At 62.8% G+C, this 15,707-nt stretch carries 18 protein-coding genes; all 18 read right to left on the bottom strand.

The window, feature by feature from the left end:
- On the bottom strand, window positions 1-669 hold the full coding sequence (locus tag KI811_RS10085; RefSeq protein ID WP_214186352.1) for a cation efflux transmembrane domain-containing protein: 669 nt from the start codon (window positions 667-669) through the stop codon (window positions 1-3).
- A gap of 27 nt (window positions 670-696) precedes the next feature.
- Window positions 697-1,383, bottom strand: coding sequence for a cytochrome c biogenesis CcdA family protein (locus KI811_RS10080; protein WP_214186351.1), 687 nt, complete (start codon window positions 1,381-1,383; stop codon window positions 697-699).
- Window positions 1,380-1,757, bottom strand: a complete 378-nt coding sequence (locus tag KI811_RS10075; RefSeq protein WP_214186350.1) for a thioredoxin family protein — start codon at window positions 1,755-1,757, stop codon at window positions 1,380-1,382. Before KI811_RS10075 ends, KI811_RS10080 begins: the two co-directional genes overlap by 4 nt.
- Window positions 1,757-1,984 (bottom strand): thioredoxin family protein, encoded by a 228-nt coding sequence (locus KI811_RS10070; RefSeq protein ID WP_214186349.1) that lies wholly within the window; start codon window positions 1,982-1,984, stop codon window positions 1,757-1,759. Before KI811_RS10070 ends, KI811_RS10075 begins: the two co-directional genes overlap by 1 nt.
- A gap of 22 nt (window positions 1,985-2,006) precedes the next feature.
- A complete protein-coding gene (locus tag KI811_RS10065) occupies window positions 2,007-2,954 on the bottom strand; it encodes a permease (protein WP_214186348.1) in 948 nt (315 codons plus the stop codon).
- A gap of 397 nt (window positions 2,955-3,351) precedes the next feature.
- On the bottom strand, window positions 3,352-4,404 hold the full coding sequence (gene arsB, locus KI811_RS10060) for an ACR3 family arsenite efflux transporter (protein ID WP_214186347.1): 1,053 nt from the start codon (window positions 4,402-4,404) through the stop codon (window positions 3,352-3,354).
- 79 nt (window positions 4,405-4,483) lie between these two features.
- Window positions 4,484-4,897: an arsenate reductase ArsC gene (locus tag KI811_RS10055; protein ID WP_214186346.1), complete on the bottom strand. Its 414-nt coding sequence runs from the start codon at window positions 4,895-4,897 to the stop codon at window positions 4,484-4,486.
- Window positions 4,898-4,951: 54 nt separating this feature from the next.
- A complete protein-coding gene (locus KI811_RS10050; protein WP_214186345.1) occupies window positions 4,952-5,293 on the bottom strand; it encodes an ArsR/SmtB family transcription factor in 342 nt (113 codons plus the stop codon).
- Between the two features lie 50 nt (window positions 5,294-5,343).
- Window positions 5,344-6,651 carry an ABC transporter ATP-binding protein gene (locus tag KI811_RS10045; protein ID WP_214186344.1) on the bottom strand — a complete coding sequence of 436 codons (1,308 nt, stop codon included), beginning with the start codon at window positions 6,649-6,651 and terminating at the stop codon, window positions 5,344-5,346.
- A gap of 9 nt (window positions 6,652-6,660) precedes the next feature.
- Window positions 6,661-8,400 (bottom strand): ABC transporter permease, encoded by a 1,740-nt coding sequence (locus KI811_RS10040; RefSeq protein WP_214186343.1) that lies wholly within the window; start codon window positions 8,398-8,400, stop codon window positions 6,661-6,663.
- Between the two features lie 78 nt (window positions 8,401-8,478).
- On the bottom strand, window positions 8,479-9,252 hold the full coding sequence (locus tag KI811_RS10035; RefSeq protein WP_214186342.1) for a phosphatase PAP2 family protein: 774 nt from the start codon (window positions 9,250-9,252) through the stop codon (window positions 8,479-8,481).
- 2 nt (window positions 9,253-9,254) lie between these two features.
- On the bottom strand, window positions 9,255-11,156 hold the full coding sequence (locus KI811_RS10030; protein ID WP_214186341.1) for an LTA synthase family protein: 1,902 nt from the start codon (window positions 11,154-11,156) through the stop codon (window positions 9,255-9,257).
- 105 nt (window positions 11,157-11,261) lie between these two features.
- Entirely contained in the window at window positions 11,262-12,695 is a 1,434-nt protein-coding gene (locus tag KI811_RS10025; RefSeq protein ID WP_214186340.1) for a heavy metal sensor histidine kinase, read from the bottom strand.
- Window positions 12,676-13,347: a heavy metal response regulator transcription factor gene (locus tag KI811_RS10020; protein WP_214186339.1), complete on the bottom strand. Its 672-nt coding sequence runs from the start codon at window positions 13,345-13,347 to the stop codon at window positions 12,676-12,678. Before KI811_RS10020 ends, KI811_RS10025 begins: the two co-directional genes overlap by 20 nt.
- Before the next feature lie 175 nt (window positions 13,348-13,522).
- Window positions 13,523-13,921, bottom strand: coding sequence for a bacteriohemerythrin (locus KI811_RS10015; RefSeq protein ID WP_214186338.1), 399 nt, complete (start codon window positions 13,919-13,921; stop codon window positions 13,523-13,525).
- Between the two features lie 84 nt (window positions 13,922-14,005).
- Window positions 14,006-14,596 carry a putative metallopeptidase gene (locus tag KI811_RS10010; RefSeq protein WP_214186337.1) on the bottom strand — a complete coding sequence of 197 codons (591 nt, stop codon included), beginning with the start codon at window positions 14,594-14,596 and terminating at the stop codon, window positions 14,006-14,008.
- Between the two features lie 12 nt (window positions 14,597-14,608).
- Window positions 14,609-14,899 (bottom strand): cytochrome C, encoded by a 291-nt coding sequence (locus KI811_RS10005; protein WP_214186336.1) that lies wholly within the window; start codon window positions 14,897-14,899, stop codon window positions 14,609-14,611.
- A gap of 30 nt (window positions 14,900-14,929) precedes the next feature.
- On the bottom strand, window positions 14,930-15,703 hold the full coding sequence (locus tag KI811_RS10000; RefSeq protein ID WP_214186335.1) for an acyl-CoA dehydratase activase: 774 nt from the start codon (window positions 15,701-15,703) through the stop codon (window positions 14,930-14,932).
- Between the last annotated feature and the right edge of the window lie 4 nt (window positions 15,704-15,707).

The following is a 15,707-nucleotide window of genomic DNA, read 5'->3' as shown; positions in this document are numbered from 1 at the left end:
TTACGATTTTTCCGTAGCGTTGCAGGAGCAGGAACAGGAGCACGCCATGCCGTCGGCCTTTTCGAAGGCCTCACGCCCCTCCCGGAAGGAGAGCCAGGCAATGGCCAGGGAGCCGAGGGAATCGAGATACCCGATGCCGGTCAGTTCAAAGCCGGCGCTTGCGGCCAGAAGGGCCACCGACAGCAGCAGGCAGGCCCGGCTGCAGGCGGCGTCAGCCAGGATGGCCGGCGAGTTGAGGGCCTTTCCCACGGTTGTTTTCTGCTTGATAAGAAGCCACATGAATGAGATCGAAACCAGCGACACCATGATCCCCCAGACGGTGGTCTCCGGGCGGTGGCCGCTGTAAATGCTGAGAGCCGCCGTCGCCACGAGGCCCGCCGCCAGCAGGTAAAAGGCCCCGCCCGTGATCCGCAGCGCCCGCTGCTCGAAGGAGTCCCGCTTCTCCTCTTCTCCCCGCTGAAGCCGCCGCACCATGTGCCAGATCCCCACCCCGGAAATCACCTCCACAAAGGAGTCGAGCCCGAACCCGAAGAGGGAGAGAGTCTCGTCCGCCGCGCCGAAGCCCACCGACACCACCCCCTCCACGATGTTGTAGACGATGGTGATGATGGCCAGAAGCGCCGCCTTCCGGTAGAGTTCCTGGAGCCGAAGGAATTTGTCACACAGCATGCTTGGTAGTCTCCTTTAATCTTTGGTTCAGAATGCCCGCCAGATGAACCAGGCACCCACGGCCGCGATGATGAGGCCGCTCACCCGCTTTCCCCAGAGGGAGGCGTTGGCCAACCCCCGCGAGGCGGCGAAGGCCTCCACGAAGCCGGTGAAGGTGCCGGCCGCGAGCATGAGGAGGCAGTGGCCGAGGGCGTAGGTGAAGAGGAGGAGTGTCCCGTACAGGATGGTCCCCTTCAGGGCAGCGAAGGAAAGGATGGCGAGGAGGACCGGCGTGGCGCAAGGCGATGAGGCGACCCCGAAGAAGAGGCCCAGGAGGAGCGCCCCCACGAGCCCGCCTCGTTTAGGCCTGAATTGCGGCAGCGCCGGCAGGTTCAGCTCATAGAGCCCCAGCATCTGCAGTCCCATGGCCACAGCCACGACGCCGACGGCCACGTACCACCACCCTCCCACGGTGCCGAACATGGTCCCCAGGAGCGCCGCCGCTGCGCCGAAGATGGTGAAGGTGAGCGACAGGCCGATGATGAAGGCCAGGGAATAGAAAAACGCCTTCTTCCGGTCCCCCTCAGCATACCCCCCAACAAACCCAACCACGAGGGGAATGGTGGCAAGGACGCAGGGGGAGGCCGACGAGAGCACCCCCCCAAGAAAGGCTGCGCCGAATGCCAGGAGCGGCTCTGTCGCGACAATCTGCTCGATGTTGTCGAGGAAGTTCACCGTGCTCCCAGGGCCTTCAGTTCCTTGACAATATCGGCCTTTTCCATAAAGCCCATGTGCCGCTTCACTTCCTTCCCCCGGCCGTCGAAGAATATCTGGGTCGGGATCATTTGTACCCGGAACCGTTTTGGCGCGGCCTGGTTCTCGTTGACGTCGATGAACAGAACACCGGCCTTGCCCCGGTATTCCGTTGCCAGGGATTCGAGGATGGGCGCCATCCTTTTGCAGGGAATGCAGTACCTGGCCCCCACATCGATGATCGCCGGCTTGCCCGAGGCAAGGGTCTGGTTGATGGCGGCATCGCTGGCCGAGGGAAGTTCCGCCCGGGCGACGGTTGCGGTGAGGAGAAGGAAAAGGGGGGCGAGAACGCGCATCAGAGCATCCCCCTGATCTCTTCCGGCGAGACCGTTTTGCCGGAGAATTTAACAACACCGTCAATCACCAGCGCTGGCGTCGACATCACCCCGTACTTCATGATGGAGGGGATATCCTCGACCTTGACCACCTCCGCCTCCTTGCCGCTCATCTCGACGGCCTTCTTCACGTTCTCGTAGAGGGTCTTGCACTTGGCGCAGCCAGCGCCGAGAACTTCGATTTTCATGGGCGACCTCCTTTCAGTGCTTCTACAGTATAGCGTTGAACAGATATCCTACCATGGTGATGGCCACGGCAACCGTGCCGAAAAAAACCCCCAGGAGCCGATTCTTGAGGACGTTCTTCAGGATGATGGCTTCCGGCAGCGACAGGGCGGTGACCGCCATCATGAACGCGAGCACCGTCCCCATGGCCATCCCCTTGGCGGTCAGGGCCTGGACGATGGGGATCACCCCGGCGGCGTTGCTGTAGAGCGGCACTCCGAGGGCCACGGCCACCGGCACGGCAAAGGGGTTGTCGCGGCCGGCCCATCGGACAAGGAAGTCCTGGGGGACGTAGCCGTGGATGAAGCCGCCGATGCCGATGCCGACCACCACGTAGGGCCAGATCTTCTTCAGGAGTCCGATGGTATACTCCCGGGCATAGGCGAACCGCTCCGGCCAGCTCTGCTCGGCTATCTCGGCGTTCCCCACCTGCATCTCCCAGACGTAATCCTGGACGTACTTCTCCATCTTCAAGCGCCCGATGACAATGCCGGCAACGATGGCCACCAGGAGCCCCATGCCGATGTAGATCAGCGCGATCCGCCAGCCGAACATTCCCCAGAGCATGATGAGGGCCACTTCGTTCACCATGGGTGACGAGACGAGGAACGAGAAGGTGACTCCCAGGGGAACCCCCGACTCCACGAAGCCGATGAAGAGCGGCACCGCTGAGCAGGAACAGAAGGGGGTGACGATCCCCAGGAGCGCCGCCATGACGTTACCCACGTATTCCCGTTCGTGGGAAAGGATGCGCTTGGTCCGCTCCGGCGGAAACCAGGAGCGGACGATGGCCACGACAAAGATGATGACCGTGAGGAGAAAGAATATCTTCAGAGTGTCATAGATGAAGAAGTTGAGGGCATCGCCCAGGTGGCTGCCGGGGGTGAGGTCGAAGAGATCAAATATGAGGTAGTCGGCGAACGGTTTGAACATCACAGGCTCCGTGAATGAATGACTAAACGATCACGCAAATTACCCTTCCTGCAGCCCGATGGTTCTTCTTTTCGGCAAATGGCAGGGTCATTAGCTGAGTTCCTGAATCAACTCGCAGACTTTTTCGGAAAACTTTTCGTGTTTTTGTAGCTGCACCTTCCTGACCTTCTCCGCCATCCGCACCGCGTGACAGAGTTCCGCTGCGGTTGCGCCAGCCTCACGGGCTGACTTGAGGTGGTAATCCAGTCAATCGGCGCAGCCTGAGCCCACCGAAGCTCCTATGGCGACGAGTTCCAAGGTTTTCCTGTCCAGAGACATTTTCTCCTCCTTGCAATTGGTGACTTGACACTCCTTCATGGTTCCCTCCCTGAGAATTTCATTGATTCTACCCGCATCCTCATGCAATGGCCCGGAACCAGCGCCGCTGGAACCAGAACGCCACGTTTACCAGCCCGATCATTACCGGTACCTCCACCAAGGGGCCGATGACCGCCGCGAAGGCCGCGCCCGAGTTGAGGCCGAAGACCGCCACTGCCACGGCGATGGCCAGTTCGAAGTTGTTGCTGGCCGCGGTGAAGGCCAGTGTTGTGGTCTTCGTATAGTCTGCCCCGAGCCGTTTCCCCATCCAGAAGGAGATCAGGAACATCACCACGAAGTAGATGAGGAGCGGGATGGCGATCCGCACCACGTCCAGCGGCAGTTGGACGATGAGGTTCCCCTTGAGGCTGAACATGACCACGATGGTGAACAGCAGCGCCACGAGGGTGATGGGGCCGATGCGGGGGACCACCTCCCGGTGGTAGCGCTCCTTTCCCATGACCTTCACGCCGATGAGGCGGGTCAGAGCCCCGGCGATGCAGGGGACACCCAGGTAGATGAAGACGCTTTTGGCGATCTGGCCGATGCTCACCTCCACCACGCTTCCCGAGAGGCCGAAGAGGGGGGGGAGGACGGTGATGAAGAACCAGGCGTAGACGCTGTAGAACAGCACCTGGAAGATGCTGTTGAAGGCCACGAGGCCGGCGGCGTACTCGGTGTTCCCCTTGGCCAGCTCGTTCCAGACGATGACCATGGCGATGCAGCGGGCCAGACCGATCATGATGAGCCCTACCATGTACTCGGGCCTGTCGGGAAGGAAGACGATGGCGAGCGCAAACATGAGCGCCGGTCCGATGAGCCAGTTCTGGGCGAGGGAGAGGCCGAGGATCTTCTTGTTCTTGAAGACCTCGGGCATCTCCTCGTACTTCACCTTGGCGAAGGGGGGATACATCATGAGGATGAGACCGGCGGCGATGGGGATGTTGGTGGTCCCCACCTGGAAGCGGTTGATGAACTGTTCGACACCCGGCACGAACCAGCCGAGTCCCACCCCAAGGGCCATGGCGGCGAAGATCCAGAGAGTGAGCCAGCGGTCGAGGAAAGAGAGGTTTTTCGAGACATGTTCCGTCATGATGAAGTTTTCTCCCGATACATTTTGTAGGGGCGAATCGTGTGTTCGCCCAGGGCAAGGGCGATCACAAGGATCGCCCCTAGGGGGTGGTCAATAATTCGAGCAGCGCCTTCTTCATTTCGTCCCGCACCCGGCGGAACTCGGCCATGATTTCCTCTTCGGTACCCGTGGCCCGTGAAGGGTCGTCGAAGCCCAGGTGCTCGCGCCGGACCCCGCCGACAAAGAGGGGACACTTCTCGGAAGCACCACCACAGAGGGTGATGACCCGGTCAAAGGTCTGGCCGTCGAATTCAGAAAGAGTTTTGGAGCGCTGGCCGGAGATGTCGATCCCCATTTCGGCCATGGCCCTGATCGCCCGCGGATTGACGGCGGTTGCCTCTGTGCCGGCGGAACTGGCCTCCCACCGCTCGCCAAGAAAATGGTTCACCAGCCCCTCGGCCATCTGGGATCGGTTAGCGTTGTGGGTGCAGAGAAAGAGGACGCGCTGTTTCATGAAATCTCCTGTCTGGTGCATATGCGGATAGGCGGATGGAATCGTGCAAAAAAATCAGGCGCAGCGATTCCCTTGGCCAAAGCCGGCGAGACGTTCACGGTCGGCAATGGCGACCGGTTCCGTGGCAAGGTACCGTGCCAGGAGGGTCTGGAGTTCTCCGCGGGAGGGGATGTCGGAGGTCGCCAGGGAATAGTAGACCCAGACCCCTTCCCGGCGGTCGTCCACCCAGCCGGCGTTCTTGAGTTGGGCCAGGTGCCGCGACACCGTGGACTGGGGGAGCTCCAGGGCCGCCATGAGGTCGCAGACGCAGAGCTTCTCCTCCGCCAGGAGGAGTGCCAGGATCCGGAGGCGGGTTTCGTCGGCCAGGGATTTGAAAAAACGGGCTGTCTGTTTCATGGGGAAAATATATCCGGATAAGCGGATGGAGTCAAGGAAGTATTCCGGGCTTATTCTTCACCCTCGACCGGGTTTTCCAGGCTTAAAACCCCGGCGCTCTCGTCGTAGGCGAAGATCTCGGCGTTGCGCCCCCATTCGATGACGACCCGCAGGACCCGCTGGGCCTCGTCCTCGCTCAGGTAGTCCTCCAGTTCCCGGAGGAAGCGCTCTTCCGGGGCGCGGTTGCCGGGGCGCTCGTCGAGCACCCGGCGGATGTGGGCCGCCAGCGACACCCGGCGTACCAGGTGCTCGGCGAAGATCTCCTTCTGCCGGAGGATGTCGGCCTCGGCGAAGCTCTTCCCCGAGGGGGTGAGTTCCACGTCGCCAGCTTCAACCCGCGCGAACCCGAGGATTTCCAGGGCCTCCAGGAGCGGGAAGAGGTGGTCGACGCTGAGCCCCTGATCGTCGGCGATTTCGGGGAGGTCGGCCCGACCCCGGTAGGGCTCACGGGCCAGGGCGTCGATGAGGCCGGTGAGGCGGGAGACTGAGGCGTCGGGGAGGCGGTGGCCGAGGGGGACCCCTTCGGGGCGCGTTACCCCGCGAGGCCTTTCGGTCATGAGGGCGTAGACGTCGTCCACGAGCTTGCGGAAAGCAGGGGCTTCCCGGTCCCGGGGGTGGGGAAGGTGGACCGGGACCTCGGCGACGATCCGGCCGGGGGAGCTCCCGAGGATGACGATCCGATCGGCCAGGAGGACCGATTCCTCGATGTTGTGGGAGACGAGGATTATGCCACGGGTCGGTATGCGCCGCTCGATCCAGAGTTCGATCAGGTCGGTGCGGAGGGTTTCGGCGGTGAGGACGTCCAGGGCCGAGAAGGGTTCGTCCATGAGGAGGAGGTCGGGCTCCACCACCAGAGCCCGGGCAAAGCCGACCCGCTGGCGCATCCCGCCGGATAGCTCCTTGGGGAAGGCGGATTCGAAGCCGTCGAGGCCGATCAGGTCGATGGCCTCCAGGGCGCGGCGGCGCCTTTCCGCCGCCGGAACCCGGCGGGCCAGGAGGCCCAACTCCACGTTTTCGAGGACCGTGAGCCAGGGCATGAGGGCGAAGGTCTGGAAGACCATGGCCACCCCCTCCACCGGACCGGTGACCGGTTTTCCCCCGTAGCTGACAGTGCCGCCACCGGGGGCGACAAGCCCGGAGATGATCCGCAGGAGAGTCGATTTCCCCGAACCCGAACGGCCCAGGAGCGCGACAATCTCCCCCTCACCCACGGCGAGGGCTACTCCGTCGAGGACGAGGTGCTCATCACCCTCGGTCTTGCGGTACGATTTTCTGATGCTGTCGAGCCGGAGCAGTTCGGCGGACGCTGAAGTTGTCATGGGCGGTTCCTAGTCAAGGCGATACCTGGTCTGGGCCAGGAGGTAGAGTCTGCGCCAGAAGAGGCGGTTCAGGCAGACAACGAAGATGCTCATTACCGCGATGCCGAGAATGATGTGGGGGTAGTCCCCCTGCTCGGTCCAGCGGGCAATGGCCGAGCCGAGGCCGGTGGCGGTGAGGGTGGTGGGGCCCCAGCTCACCATCTCGGCAACGATGCTCGCGTTCCAGGTTCCCCCCGAGGCGGTCACCAGCCCCGTCACGAGGGAGGGGAAGATGCCGGGGAGGAGCAGCCGCCGCCAGAGCTCCCACCCAGACAGCCCCAGGTTGGTCGCCGCTTCGCGCAGGTCGTTGGGGATGGCGGAGGCGCCGGCGATGACGTTGAAGAGGATGTACCACTGGGTGCCGAGGATCATGAGGGGGGCGGTCCAGATTTCGGGATTGAGCCGGAAGTGGACGATGAGGACCACCACTACCGGGAAAAAGAGGTTTGCGGGGAACGCGGCCAGGAACTGGGCCACCGGCTGAACGCGTGTCGCCCACCGGGGATTGAGCCCTATCCTGACCCCCACGGGGACCCAGAGAAGCGAGGCCAGGGCGAGGAGGACCGTCACCCGCGCCAGGGTAGCCAGGCCCAGCCCGAAGACGGAGAGCACCTCGTGGAGAGGGATGACGCTCACGAAGGTTGCCAGTTTCCAGAGGCCGTAGAGCGCAGCCAGGGCGAAGATCGCGTTCCAGGCGAGATCGATGGTCCTCTGTATTTCTGGCCGGATGGGGCGCCTCGACCGGCGCCGGATGCGGCGGGGCCGGGTAAAACGTTCTGCAAGCTGTGCCGGCAGCGTGCCAACCAGATGAAGGAGCCGGCCCATGAGCCGCGTCCGGGTGAAGATGGTGAGAAGCCACGATTCTGGTGGGGCTCCCGATTCGGTGAGCTCCACCCGGAATTTTTCGGCCCATGCCACGAGGGGGCGGAAGAAGAGCTGGTCATAGAGGAAGATGACCAGGGCCATGGTCGCCAGGGCCCACCCTATGGCGCCCAGGTCCTGCCGGTGGATGGCGAGCGCCATGTAGGAGCCGACGCCGGGGAGGGTCACGGAGGTCTTCCCCACGGTGATCGCCTCGGAGGCCACCACGAAAAACCACCCCCCCGAGACCGACATCATGATGTTCCAGATGAGGGGGGGAACGCCGAAGGGGGCCTCGACCCGCCAGAATCGCTTCCAGGGGGAGAGGCCGAAGATGGTGGCCGCCTCTCCCAGGTCCCGGGGGACGGTTTTCAGCGACTGATAGAAGCTGAAGGCCATATTCCATGCCTGGGAGGTGAAAATGACAAAGATGGATGCGGCCTCGACCCCCAGGAGGCTCCCCGGGAAAAGGGAGATGAAGCCGGTTACGGTCACGGAAAGGAAGCCGAGGATCGGCACCGACTGGAGAATGTCGAGGGCCGGCACGAGAATCGGGCCGAGCCGGCGGTTTTTGGCTGCCAGGGTTGCGTAGGTGAGGGTAAAGGCGAGGGAGAGGCAGAGGGCCGCACCCATCCTGATTACGGTCCGCAGAGCATAGTAGGGGAGGTGCCACGGATCAGGGGAGAGGGAGGGGACCGTCTTCCCCGGTACATAGGGAAGGGCCATTTCTCTGCTTCCCCAGGCGAGGAGCGCGATGATGCCCATGACAAGAAAGAATGCCGCCAGATCCCAGGCATTGGGCGTCGTGAGCTTTCCGCGGAAGTTGTCGTCGGTGGTGAGGGGCTGCACGGGCTACCTTTCCTTGTCACGGGGAGGATTTTCTCAGTTGGTGTCGGATGCTGCAGGGTGGCGAATGTCGTGTCGTCGTTATACCGTCTCTCCCGTGTGAGTGGCGGGAGCAAATCGTGATTCATCGGCGGCGGCTCCACCGCTTTCCGATGGGGCGAGGTGGGGCCTGAAAATCCAGTAGAGCCCCAGGGCCGAGAACCAGCAGATGGCCGCGGACCAGACCGCGTGTGAAAAAAAGTGGGCACCCCGTGCCATCTGGGCATAGCCGTAAATGGTGCCGAGTGCGAATCCCGTCCCGAGGCCAGCCCGGGCGATCTTGATGCGGCGGTCCCTCAGGGCGAAGTATATGGCCATGAGGGAAAAACCTCCGGCGGCGTGTACCGCCGGAAAACAATGGCCGTTGTTGGCGCCGGGGGGATTTCCCTCGAAGAGCCGGGTATAGGGGACCGGCCCGCCGTAGCGTTCCACGGACCAGGGACAGTGGCGGCCGGATAAGCCTCTGCCGACGGCGACGAGGCAAATGCCAATGCCTATGGCCATAGCCAGGTAGAGGACAGCCCAGCGGAGGGGGCGCAGCCGGACAACTTGGAACGACAGGACCCAGGCGATGAAAGAAAGCGATGCGACCGCCGCGATCAGGTCACGCCCCCGCTCGTGGATGAGCCACTGGGCCCACCACGAGTACCGGGCTGGCCAGGTACCGGCAGTGAAATCGTAGAAGCGGTCAGCCAGGACCAGGTCCACGTGGGTAATCTCGCAGGCCGTGGCCGCGAAAACGAAGAGGAGAAGCGGCACTATCCCGTGACTGAGCCAGAATGGGGCATCAAGGGGCGCGGTCGTACGTGTCTTCATGGTCAGGGGAGCCTGTTGAGCCTATTTTTGTAAATATAGTTCGCCCCCTGGTACCAGGCAAGGGCTTTTTGGAGGGACTGTTCATCCATGGGGAGCGGCTGGGTGTCGCCGCTGCGGCGGTCGAACCGGGCCAGCGACGCCCCTTTCTGGGGGCTGAGGATCAGGAGCCGGTCACCCTCGATGTAGCCCAGCTTCTGGTAAGTGGAGATGAAGGCCCGTTCGGGCTGCGTGTCGGCCTTGAGGATGTCGCGCCCCAGGAAGTCGGTGGTGTAGCTCATGTTGAGGAGCCCGAGCACCGTGGGGGCCACGTCGATCTGGCCCATTATCCGGTCCACCTTTCCCGGCTTCACGTTGTGGGGGGAGTAGACAAGGAGCGGGATCTCGTACTTCTTCACCGGCAGTTCGGTCTTGCCGGCGCTGCCGGCGCAGTGGTCGGCGATGAAGACGAAGATCGTATCCTTGAACCAGGGCTCCTTCCGGGCCTCTTCGATCAGCTTTCCGATGGCGTGGTCGGCGTATTTCACCCCTCCGTCACGGCCGGTCTTGGAGGGGATGTCGATCCTCCCCTCCGGGTAGGTGAAGGGGCGGTGGTTGGAGGTGGTCATGACCATGCTGAAGAAAGGACGCCCCGCTTCGTAGGACTGGCGCCCCTCCTTGATGGTCTTGCGGAAGAGGTCTTCATCGCAGACGCCCCAGATGTTGGCAAAGGTGATCTCGTCCTTGGCAAAGCTGTTGCGGTCGACGATGTCGAAGCCGTTGCCGGAGAAAAAGGCGTTCATGTTGTCGAAATAGCCATAACCCGCGTAGATGTAACGGGTATCGTACCCCTTCTCCTTCATGATCTCGCCCCAGGACCTGAACCCGCCGTTGTTGGGGCGTTTCACGATGGACGTTCCGGGGAGCGGCGGAATCGAGAGGGTGAGTGCTTCGAGTCCCCGGACCGTCCTCGTGCCGCTGGCGTAGAGGTGGGTGAAGAGGAGGGAATCCCTGGAGAGGCGGTCGATGTTCGGCGTGAGCCCCTTGGCGTTGCCGAATATTCCCAGATACTCGGCGCTCAGGCTCTCCTCCACCACCACGATGACGTTGAGCCGCTTTTCCTTCCCTTCGCCCCTGATCTGCCGGGTCATGCGGGGGGCGGGTGTGGCGTAGTTGTTGTTGCGTTCTTCTACCTGGTCTCTGAGCCGGGCCAGCATCTGCTTGTCGTCGCGGGTCACGTAGAAGCGATTGAAATCGAGTTCGTTGTTGCGGAAGGCCGCAAACAGGCCGTAGAGGCCGTTGCCGGCCAGTTCGTTGGCGTAGCTGTTGGCAGAAATCTCCGCGCCCGAGATGTTCACGAGGAGGAGGGCCGCCAGGGGGGCCGCAAGGAGCGTGGCGCCGAGGCGGCGGTAGCGGCCGGTAAAGGTCGCGGCGGCGGCCCGGTCGATGGCGGAGCGGAGGAGAAAGACCACGACCAGGGAAACGGCAAAGATTGCGCCGAGAATCGGCATAAGGGGATACGACTCGCGGATGTTGCCGATTACCTCATGGGTGTAGATCAGGTAATCCACGGCAATGAAGTTGAAGCGGGTCGAGAACTCCTCGAAGAAGAAGTACTCGGCCACGGCACCGAAGATGAGGGCGTAGAGGATGACGAAGAGGGCGGTGCGGACCACCCAGCGGTGCCCGCTGCTCCCCACGAGCCGCCGGGGGGCGACGATCAGGTAGAGGGCCGCCGGGATGAGGAGATAGGCGAGGGCCGCCGCGTCGAAAATGAACCCTGTCCCGTAGGCCTTTGCCACCAGGGGGAGCGTGAGCCCCGACCCCTTGGGGACCATGGCGAGGAGAATGGTGCGGGTGACGGTGGAGATGGCGAGGTGGATGAATGAAAAGAGGGTGATGATGCCAAAGGTGCGGCGAATGGTCATTGGGGCTCCGCTGACAAAAGGGATTTATGCGTTAGCCGAAGATTTTACCGATGGAAACCTGACCGGACCATGACGGGAAGATGACAATTTCGTCATCTTGGAATGTTACGATGGTGCTGTGATTGCGGGGAAGTGAAGCGTCACGGCGGTTCCCCGCCTCGGTTCGCTGGAGACTGAAACGCCTCCTCCGTGGAGATCCATGATGGAGCGGACGATGGCGAGGCCGAGGCCGGTCCCCTGGGCATTGAGGGCGCGGGCCTCGCTGCTGCGGTAGAATCGGTCGAAAATCCGGGGAAGGTCGTCCGGCGCGATGCCGATGCCGGTGTCGGTGACGGTGAGGCGGGCTGAGCCGTCGTCGTCCCGGATGCAGGAAACGGTGATCGCCCCTCCTGCGGGGGTGTAGCGGATGGCGTTGGAGAGCAGGTTGCCGACGGCCCGCTGGAAGAGGAGCGGGTCGGCATGAATCTCACCCCGGCCGGAGCAGGAAATGGTTATTTCCTTCTCTTCCGCCAGGGTGCCGTAGAAGTCCAGGAGCAGTTCCAGTTCGCCGCGCATGTTCAGGGGGATCGGCTCGATCCGTTGCTCGGCCCTGGCCAGGAAGAGGATGTTGTCAATCAGGCGCGAGAGGCGCTCGTACTCCTCAAGGCTCGACTCGATGACCCGCCGGTACTCTTCGGAGGAGCGGACCCGGGAGATAGCCTCCTCGGCCTCGCCCCGAAGGATGTTGATGGGGGTGCGGATCTCGTGGGCCAGGTTGGCGGAGGATGCTTCGAGCCGGTCGAAGGACGTTTCTAGGCGGTCGAGCATGCCGTCGAAGGCGGCGGCGAAGCGGGCCAGTTCCCGGGGCCATACCCGGGCACCGAGGCGTTCGTCTAGGGTTGTTATGTCAATGCGGCCGGCCGCACCGGTAATCTCTGCCAGGGGGCGGAGGCCCCGGCGCACCACCACGGCACTGAGAGCGGCCGAAAGGCAAATGCCGGCCAGAAACACAAAAGCCATCTTCTTCTTGTATCCCTCCAGGATCTCCTCGTCGTCGGTCACGTCGAGGGCCACCTGGATAACGCGGGATGAAAGCCCCTTCTCCGACGTTCCCCAGGCGGAGTTCAGCAGATAGATCCGCCCGTCCGGGACGTGGAGCTTTTTGCCTTGGCCGATGGCGCGGGAATCCCGGGCTGGCGGGGGGAACTGGCGGGCAGGCACGATGCGGTCCATTCCCCGTGTCTCCATGACCACATTTCCCTGCCGCCCCATGATTCGAACCAGGTAACGGGTGTCCTGCCGCATGGCTCCTTCCCAGTTGACTTCCTGGTCAAGATGGGCGGAGTCGTCGGGGTGGCGGGCGATGACCGCCTCGATCACCCGTATCTTCTCGATGATGAAGTTGTTGTCCTCGAACTCCAGGTCGCTTGCCAAGGCAAGAAACTGGAAGACGATGACAAAGAGGAGAACACACGTGGTGGCCAGGGTGGAGAGGATGGTGAGCCGTGCGGTGAGGGAGAGTGTCTCCGGGCGGGTTCCTTCACGCGCCGTCGAGGACATAGCCTGCTCCGCGGACGGTGCTGATCAGCTTCCGCTCGAAGGGGTCGTCGACCTTGCGCCGCAGACGGCGGATTGCCACATCGACGATGTTGGTGTCGCTGTCGAAGTTGATGCCCCAGACCTGGTCGGCGATGAGGGTCCGGGAGAGGACCTCCCCCTTGCGGCGGAGCAGGAGCGACAAAAGGAGAAACTCCTTGGTGGTGAGGTCGAGGGGGGTCCCTCCCCGCCAGGCCTTGTGGCCCACCAGGTCCATTTCCAGGTCGTCGGCCCGCAGTCGTTCCGGCTGCCGTGCCGGTCCCCGGCGGAGGATGTTGCGGGCCCGGGCCAGCAGTTCCGAAAAGGCAAAGGGTTTCACCAGGTAGTCGTCGGCCCCCAGTTCCAGGCCTCGCACCCGGTCCTGGACCGCGTCCCGGGCCGACAGGTAGATGACCGGCACCTCGCTCCCCCCGCGCCGCAGCTCTTCCAGCACCGACCAGCCATCCCGGCCGGGGAGCATTATATCGAGGATGACGAGGTCGTAGGCCTCGGTGCGGGCCAGGTGGAGGCCATCCTCGCCGTTTTGGGCCGTGTCCGCCGAGAAGCCGTTCTCAGTGAATCCTTTCTGGAGGTAGGCGGCGGCCTTTTTCTCGTCTTCTATGATCAGGATGCGCATGGGGAGCCGTGGGGGTGACGCCGGTTGGTAGTCAGTGAAATTTCTGCCAATTTTAGCGCCTGCCCGGAGATGTCGCAAGTGATTTAACAGGTGCGCAGTGGCGCCCAAAAAGAGACGGCCGGATACAGAGACCCGGCCGTCGAGGGGTGATACGGTTAGTTTGAGGGATGCGGACCTACTTGCCGAAGTAGCCGGCAATCTCCCTGTCCATCTTGTCGATGTGGCGAATGAGCCACTGAATCATCATCTGGTTCGTGGAGATGACCAGCGTCAGGCCGGCCCCCTCGTCCCTGAATTTTCGTTTCAGCTCTTCGAGTCTGCGGACAAACCCTTGGTGCTGCTGCTTGTGCTCCAGGTAGTCCCGGTAGTCGCACAGACGCATGATCCGCTCCTCGGCGGTGAAATGCGTCACCACGTACTCGTCCAGGAAGGTGAAGAGCCGGAGCACTTCCTCATTTCCCTTTCCTTCGTTGCAGGCATTCAGCAGGTCGTCGAAACGCCTGAAAAGCTCCTTGTGCTGGGCGTCTATCTCGTCGACCCCGGTAAGCAGGTCGTCGCGCCATACTATTGCCATGTCGTCTGGTCCTCCTTGTCTGTAAGCGGCTGCTTACATGACTTTTCGTCCATTACCGGGGAAACTTTAACATTTCGTGTCGATTCAGCGCCGCTCCGTCTTTATCACGGGGATGCGGAACCGCCTTCCCACAATGGTGCGGTGCCGGTCCCTGAGTTCCGCCAGGGTGCCGTCGAGAAAAGAGGTGAGTTCCGGATCGTTGTGACCTGCCAGGTATGCATCCACGAGCTTCCCCATGTATGCGTTGAACTTTCTCGTGGAGCTGCCGTGGGCGAAGTTTCGACCCGGGAAGCGGCGGATGTCGCCGTCGAAGGCGGGGGAGATGTGGTAGAGCTCGTGGAAGACGGTGATGAGCTTTTCCCTGATGGGGAGGTCGAAAAAGCGGGGAACCAGGAAGTAGATGACGTAGAGGATTTCCTTTCCCCGGTGGGCCACCGACGGCATGGTGCTCAGGTAGGTGTGCCGTCCCCGCCGCCGTTCTGCAGTCTTCATCCCGCCGGGGAACCGGAGGGGATGGATCTTGGCGTAGGTTCCCCGGATGCCGCCCCCCCGGGTGGAGGAGATGCAGATGAGGAGCTGGGCCGGGTCGATGTGGGCCAGCTCCGGGACGTGGCCCGTGACATGGCCAACGAGCCGCTCCAGTTCACGGGTGAGATTGAGGACGGTCCCCCCCATGGCGCAGGCAGATTACTTCGCCTTGAACTTGTGGCAGAAGAGGCAGCGCATGGGGCCGTCGGCCGGTTTCACCGGGTGCTTCTTGGGGAAGGGGATGCCGCCGGGCCCCTCGAAGTGGCACGCCGGGCACTGGGCGTCCAGGTCGATCTTGGAGGCGCCGCTGTTGAATGCATCGTAAAACTTCTTGTGGTTGTCGTCGAAGGGAACTTTCTTGGTCTTGACCTCGCCGGAGATGGCCCAGAAGGTGCCGAATACGGCGATGATGAGAATGATGAAGAACCAGTCTTTTTTTGCCAACTTCATGAAACCTCCGTTTTTTGCAGACCTTGAACCCTAGCTGCCGGTCCCCGTAAATGCGCAGCCGATGGCCCCGTTGTGCTGGGGATGCTCCGGCACGATCACCGCGAGTCCCGTTTCCCCTTCCAGAAGGCGCACCACGCCTTGGTTGCGGGCCACGCCGCCGGTAAGGACGATGGTCTCCGAGGCGAAGCGCTTGAGCATCGGCATGACCCGCTTGACCAGGGTCTGGTTCACTCCGGCGCAGAGCCGCTCCACGGGATGCCCCCGGAGGATCTGGCCGATGAGCTCCGACTCGCCGAAGATGCCGCAGGTGGCATCGAGCTTCACCGGGTCCTCCCAGTGGGAGGAGAGTTCATCCAGTGACAGCTCCAGGATGGCCGCCATGTTCTCCAGGTAGCGGCCGCTGGAGGCGGCGCACTTGTCGTTCATGACGAAGTCGGCGAGCTTTCCTCCCCTCACCAGAGCCACCTTGGTGTCCTGTCCCCCCATGTCCAGGAGGGTGAAGTCCCGAAGCCCCGTCTGGAGGAGCGCCCCGGCCACGTGTGCCCGGATCTCCGAGATGACCCGCGCTCCCCTGAGGGCGAGGGTGTTGCGGCCGTAGCCGGTGACCACCACCGCTGCCCCGGCCAGTTCGTCGGGGGTGAAGATGCCGCTGGCCGCCAGGTCCAGTTCCAACTCGTCCCCCGCGAGGCGGCCGTAGCGCTTGTAGAAGGTGACGGTGTCATGGTCCGCCAGTCGCACGATCCGCTCCCCGTCCAGGAGGGCGAACTTGGCCTTTCTGCTTCCCAGGTCGATGCCGATCTGCATGGTG

Source organism: Geobacter hydrogenophilus (assembly GCF_018501225.1).
Lineage (GTDB): Bacteria > Desulfobacterota > Desulfuromonadia > Geobacterales > Geobacteraceae > Geobacter > Geobacter hydrogenophilus.
Note: the sequence above shows the minus strand (reverse complement) of the source record. Positions and strands in the feature narration are given on the sequence as shown.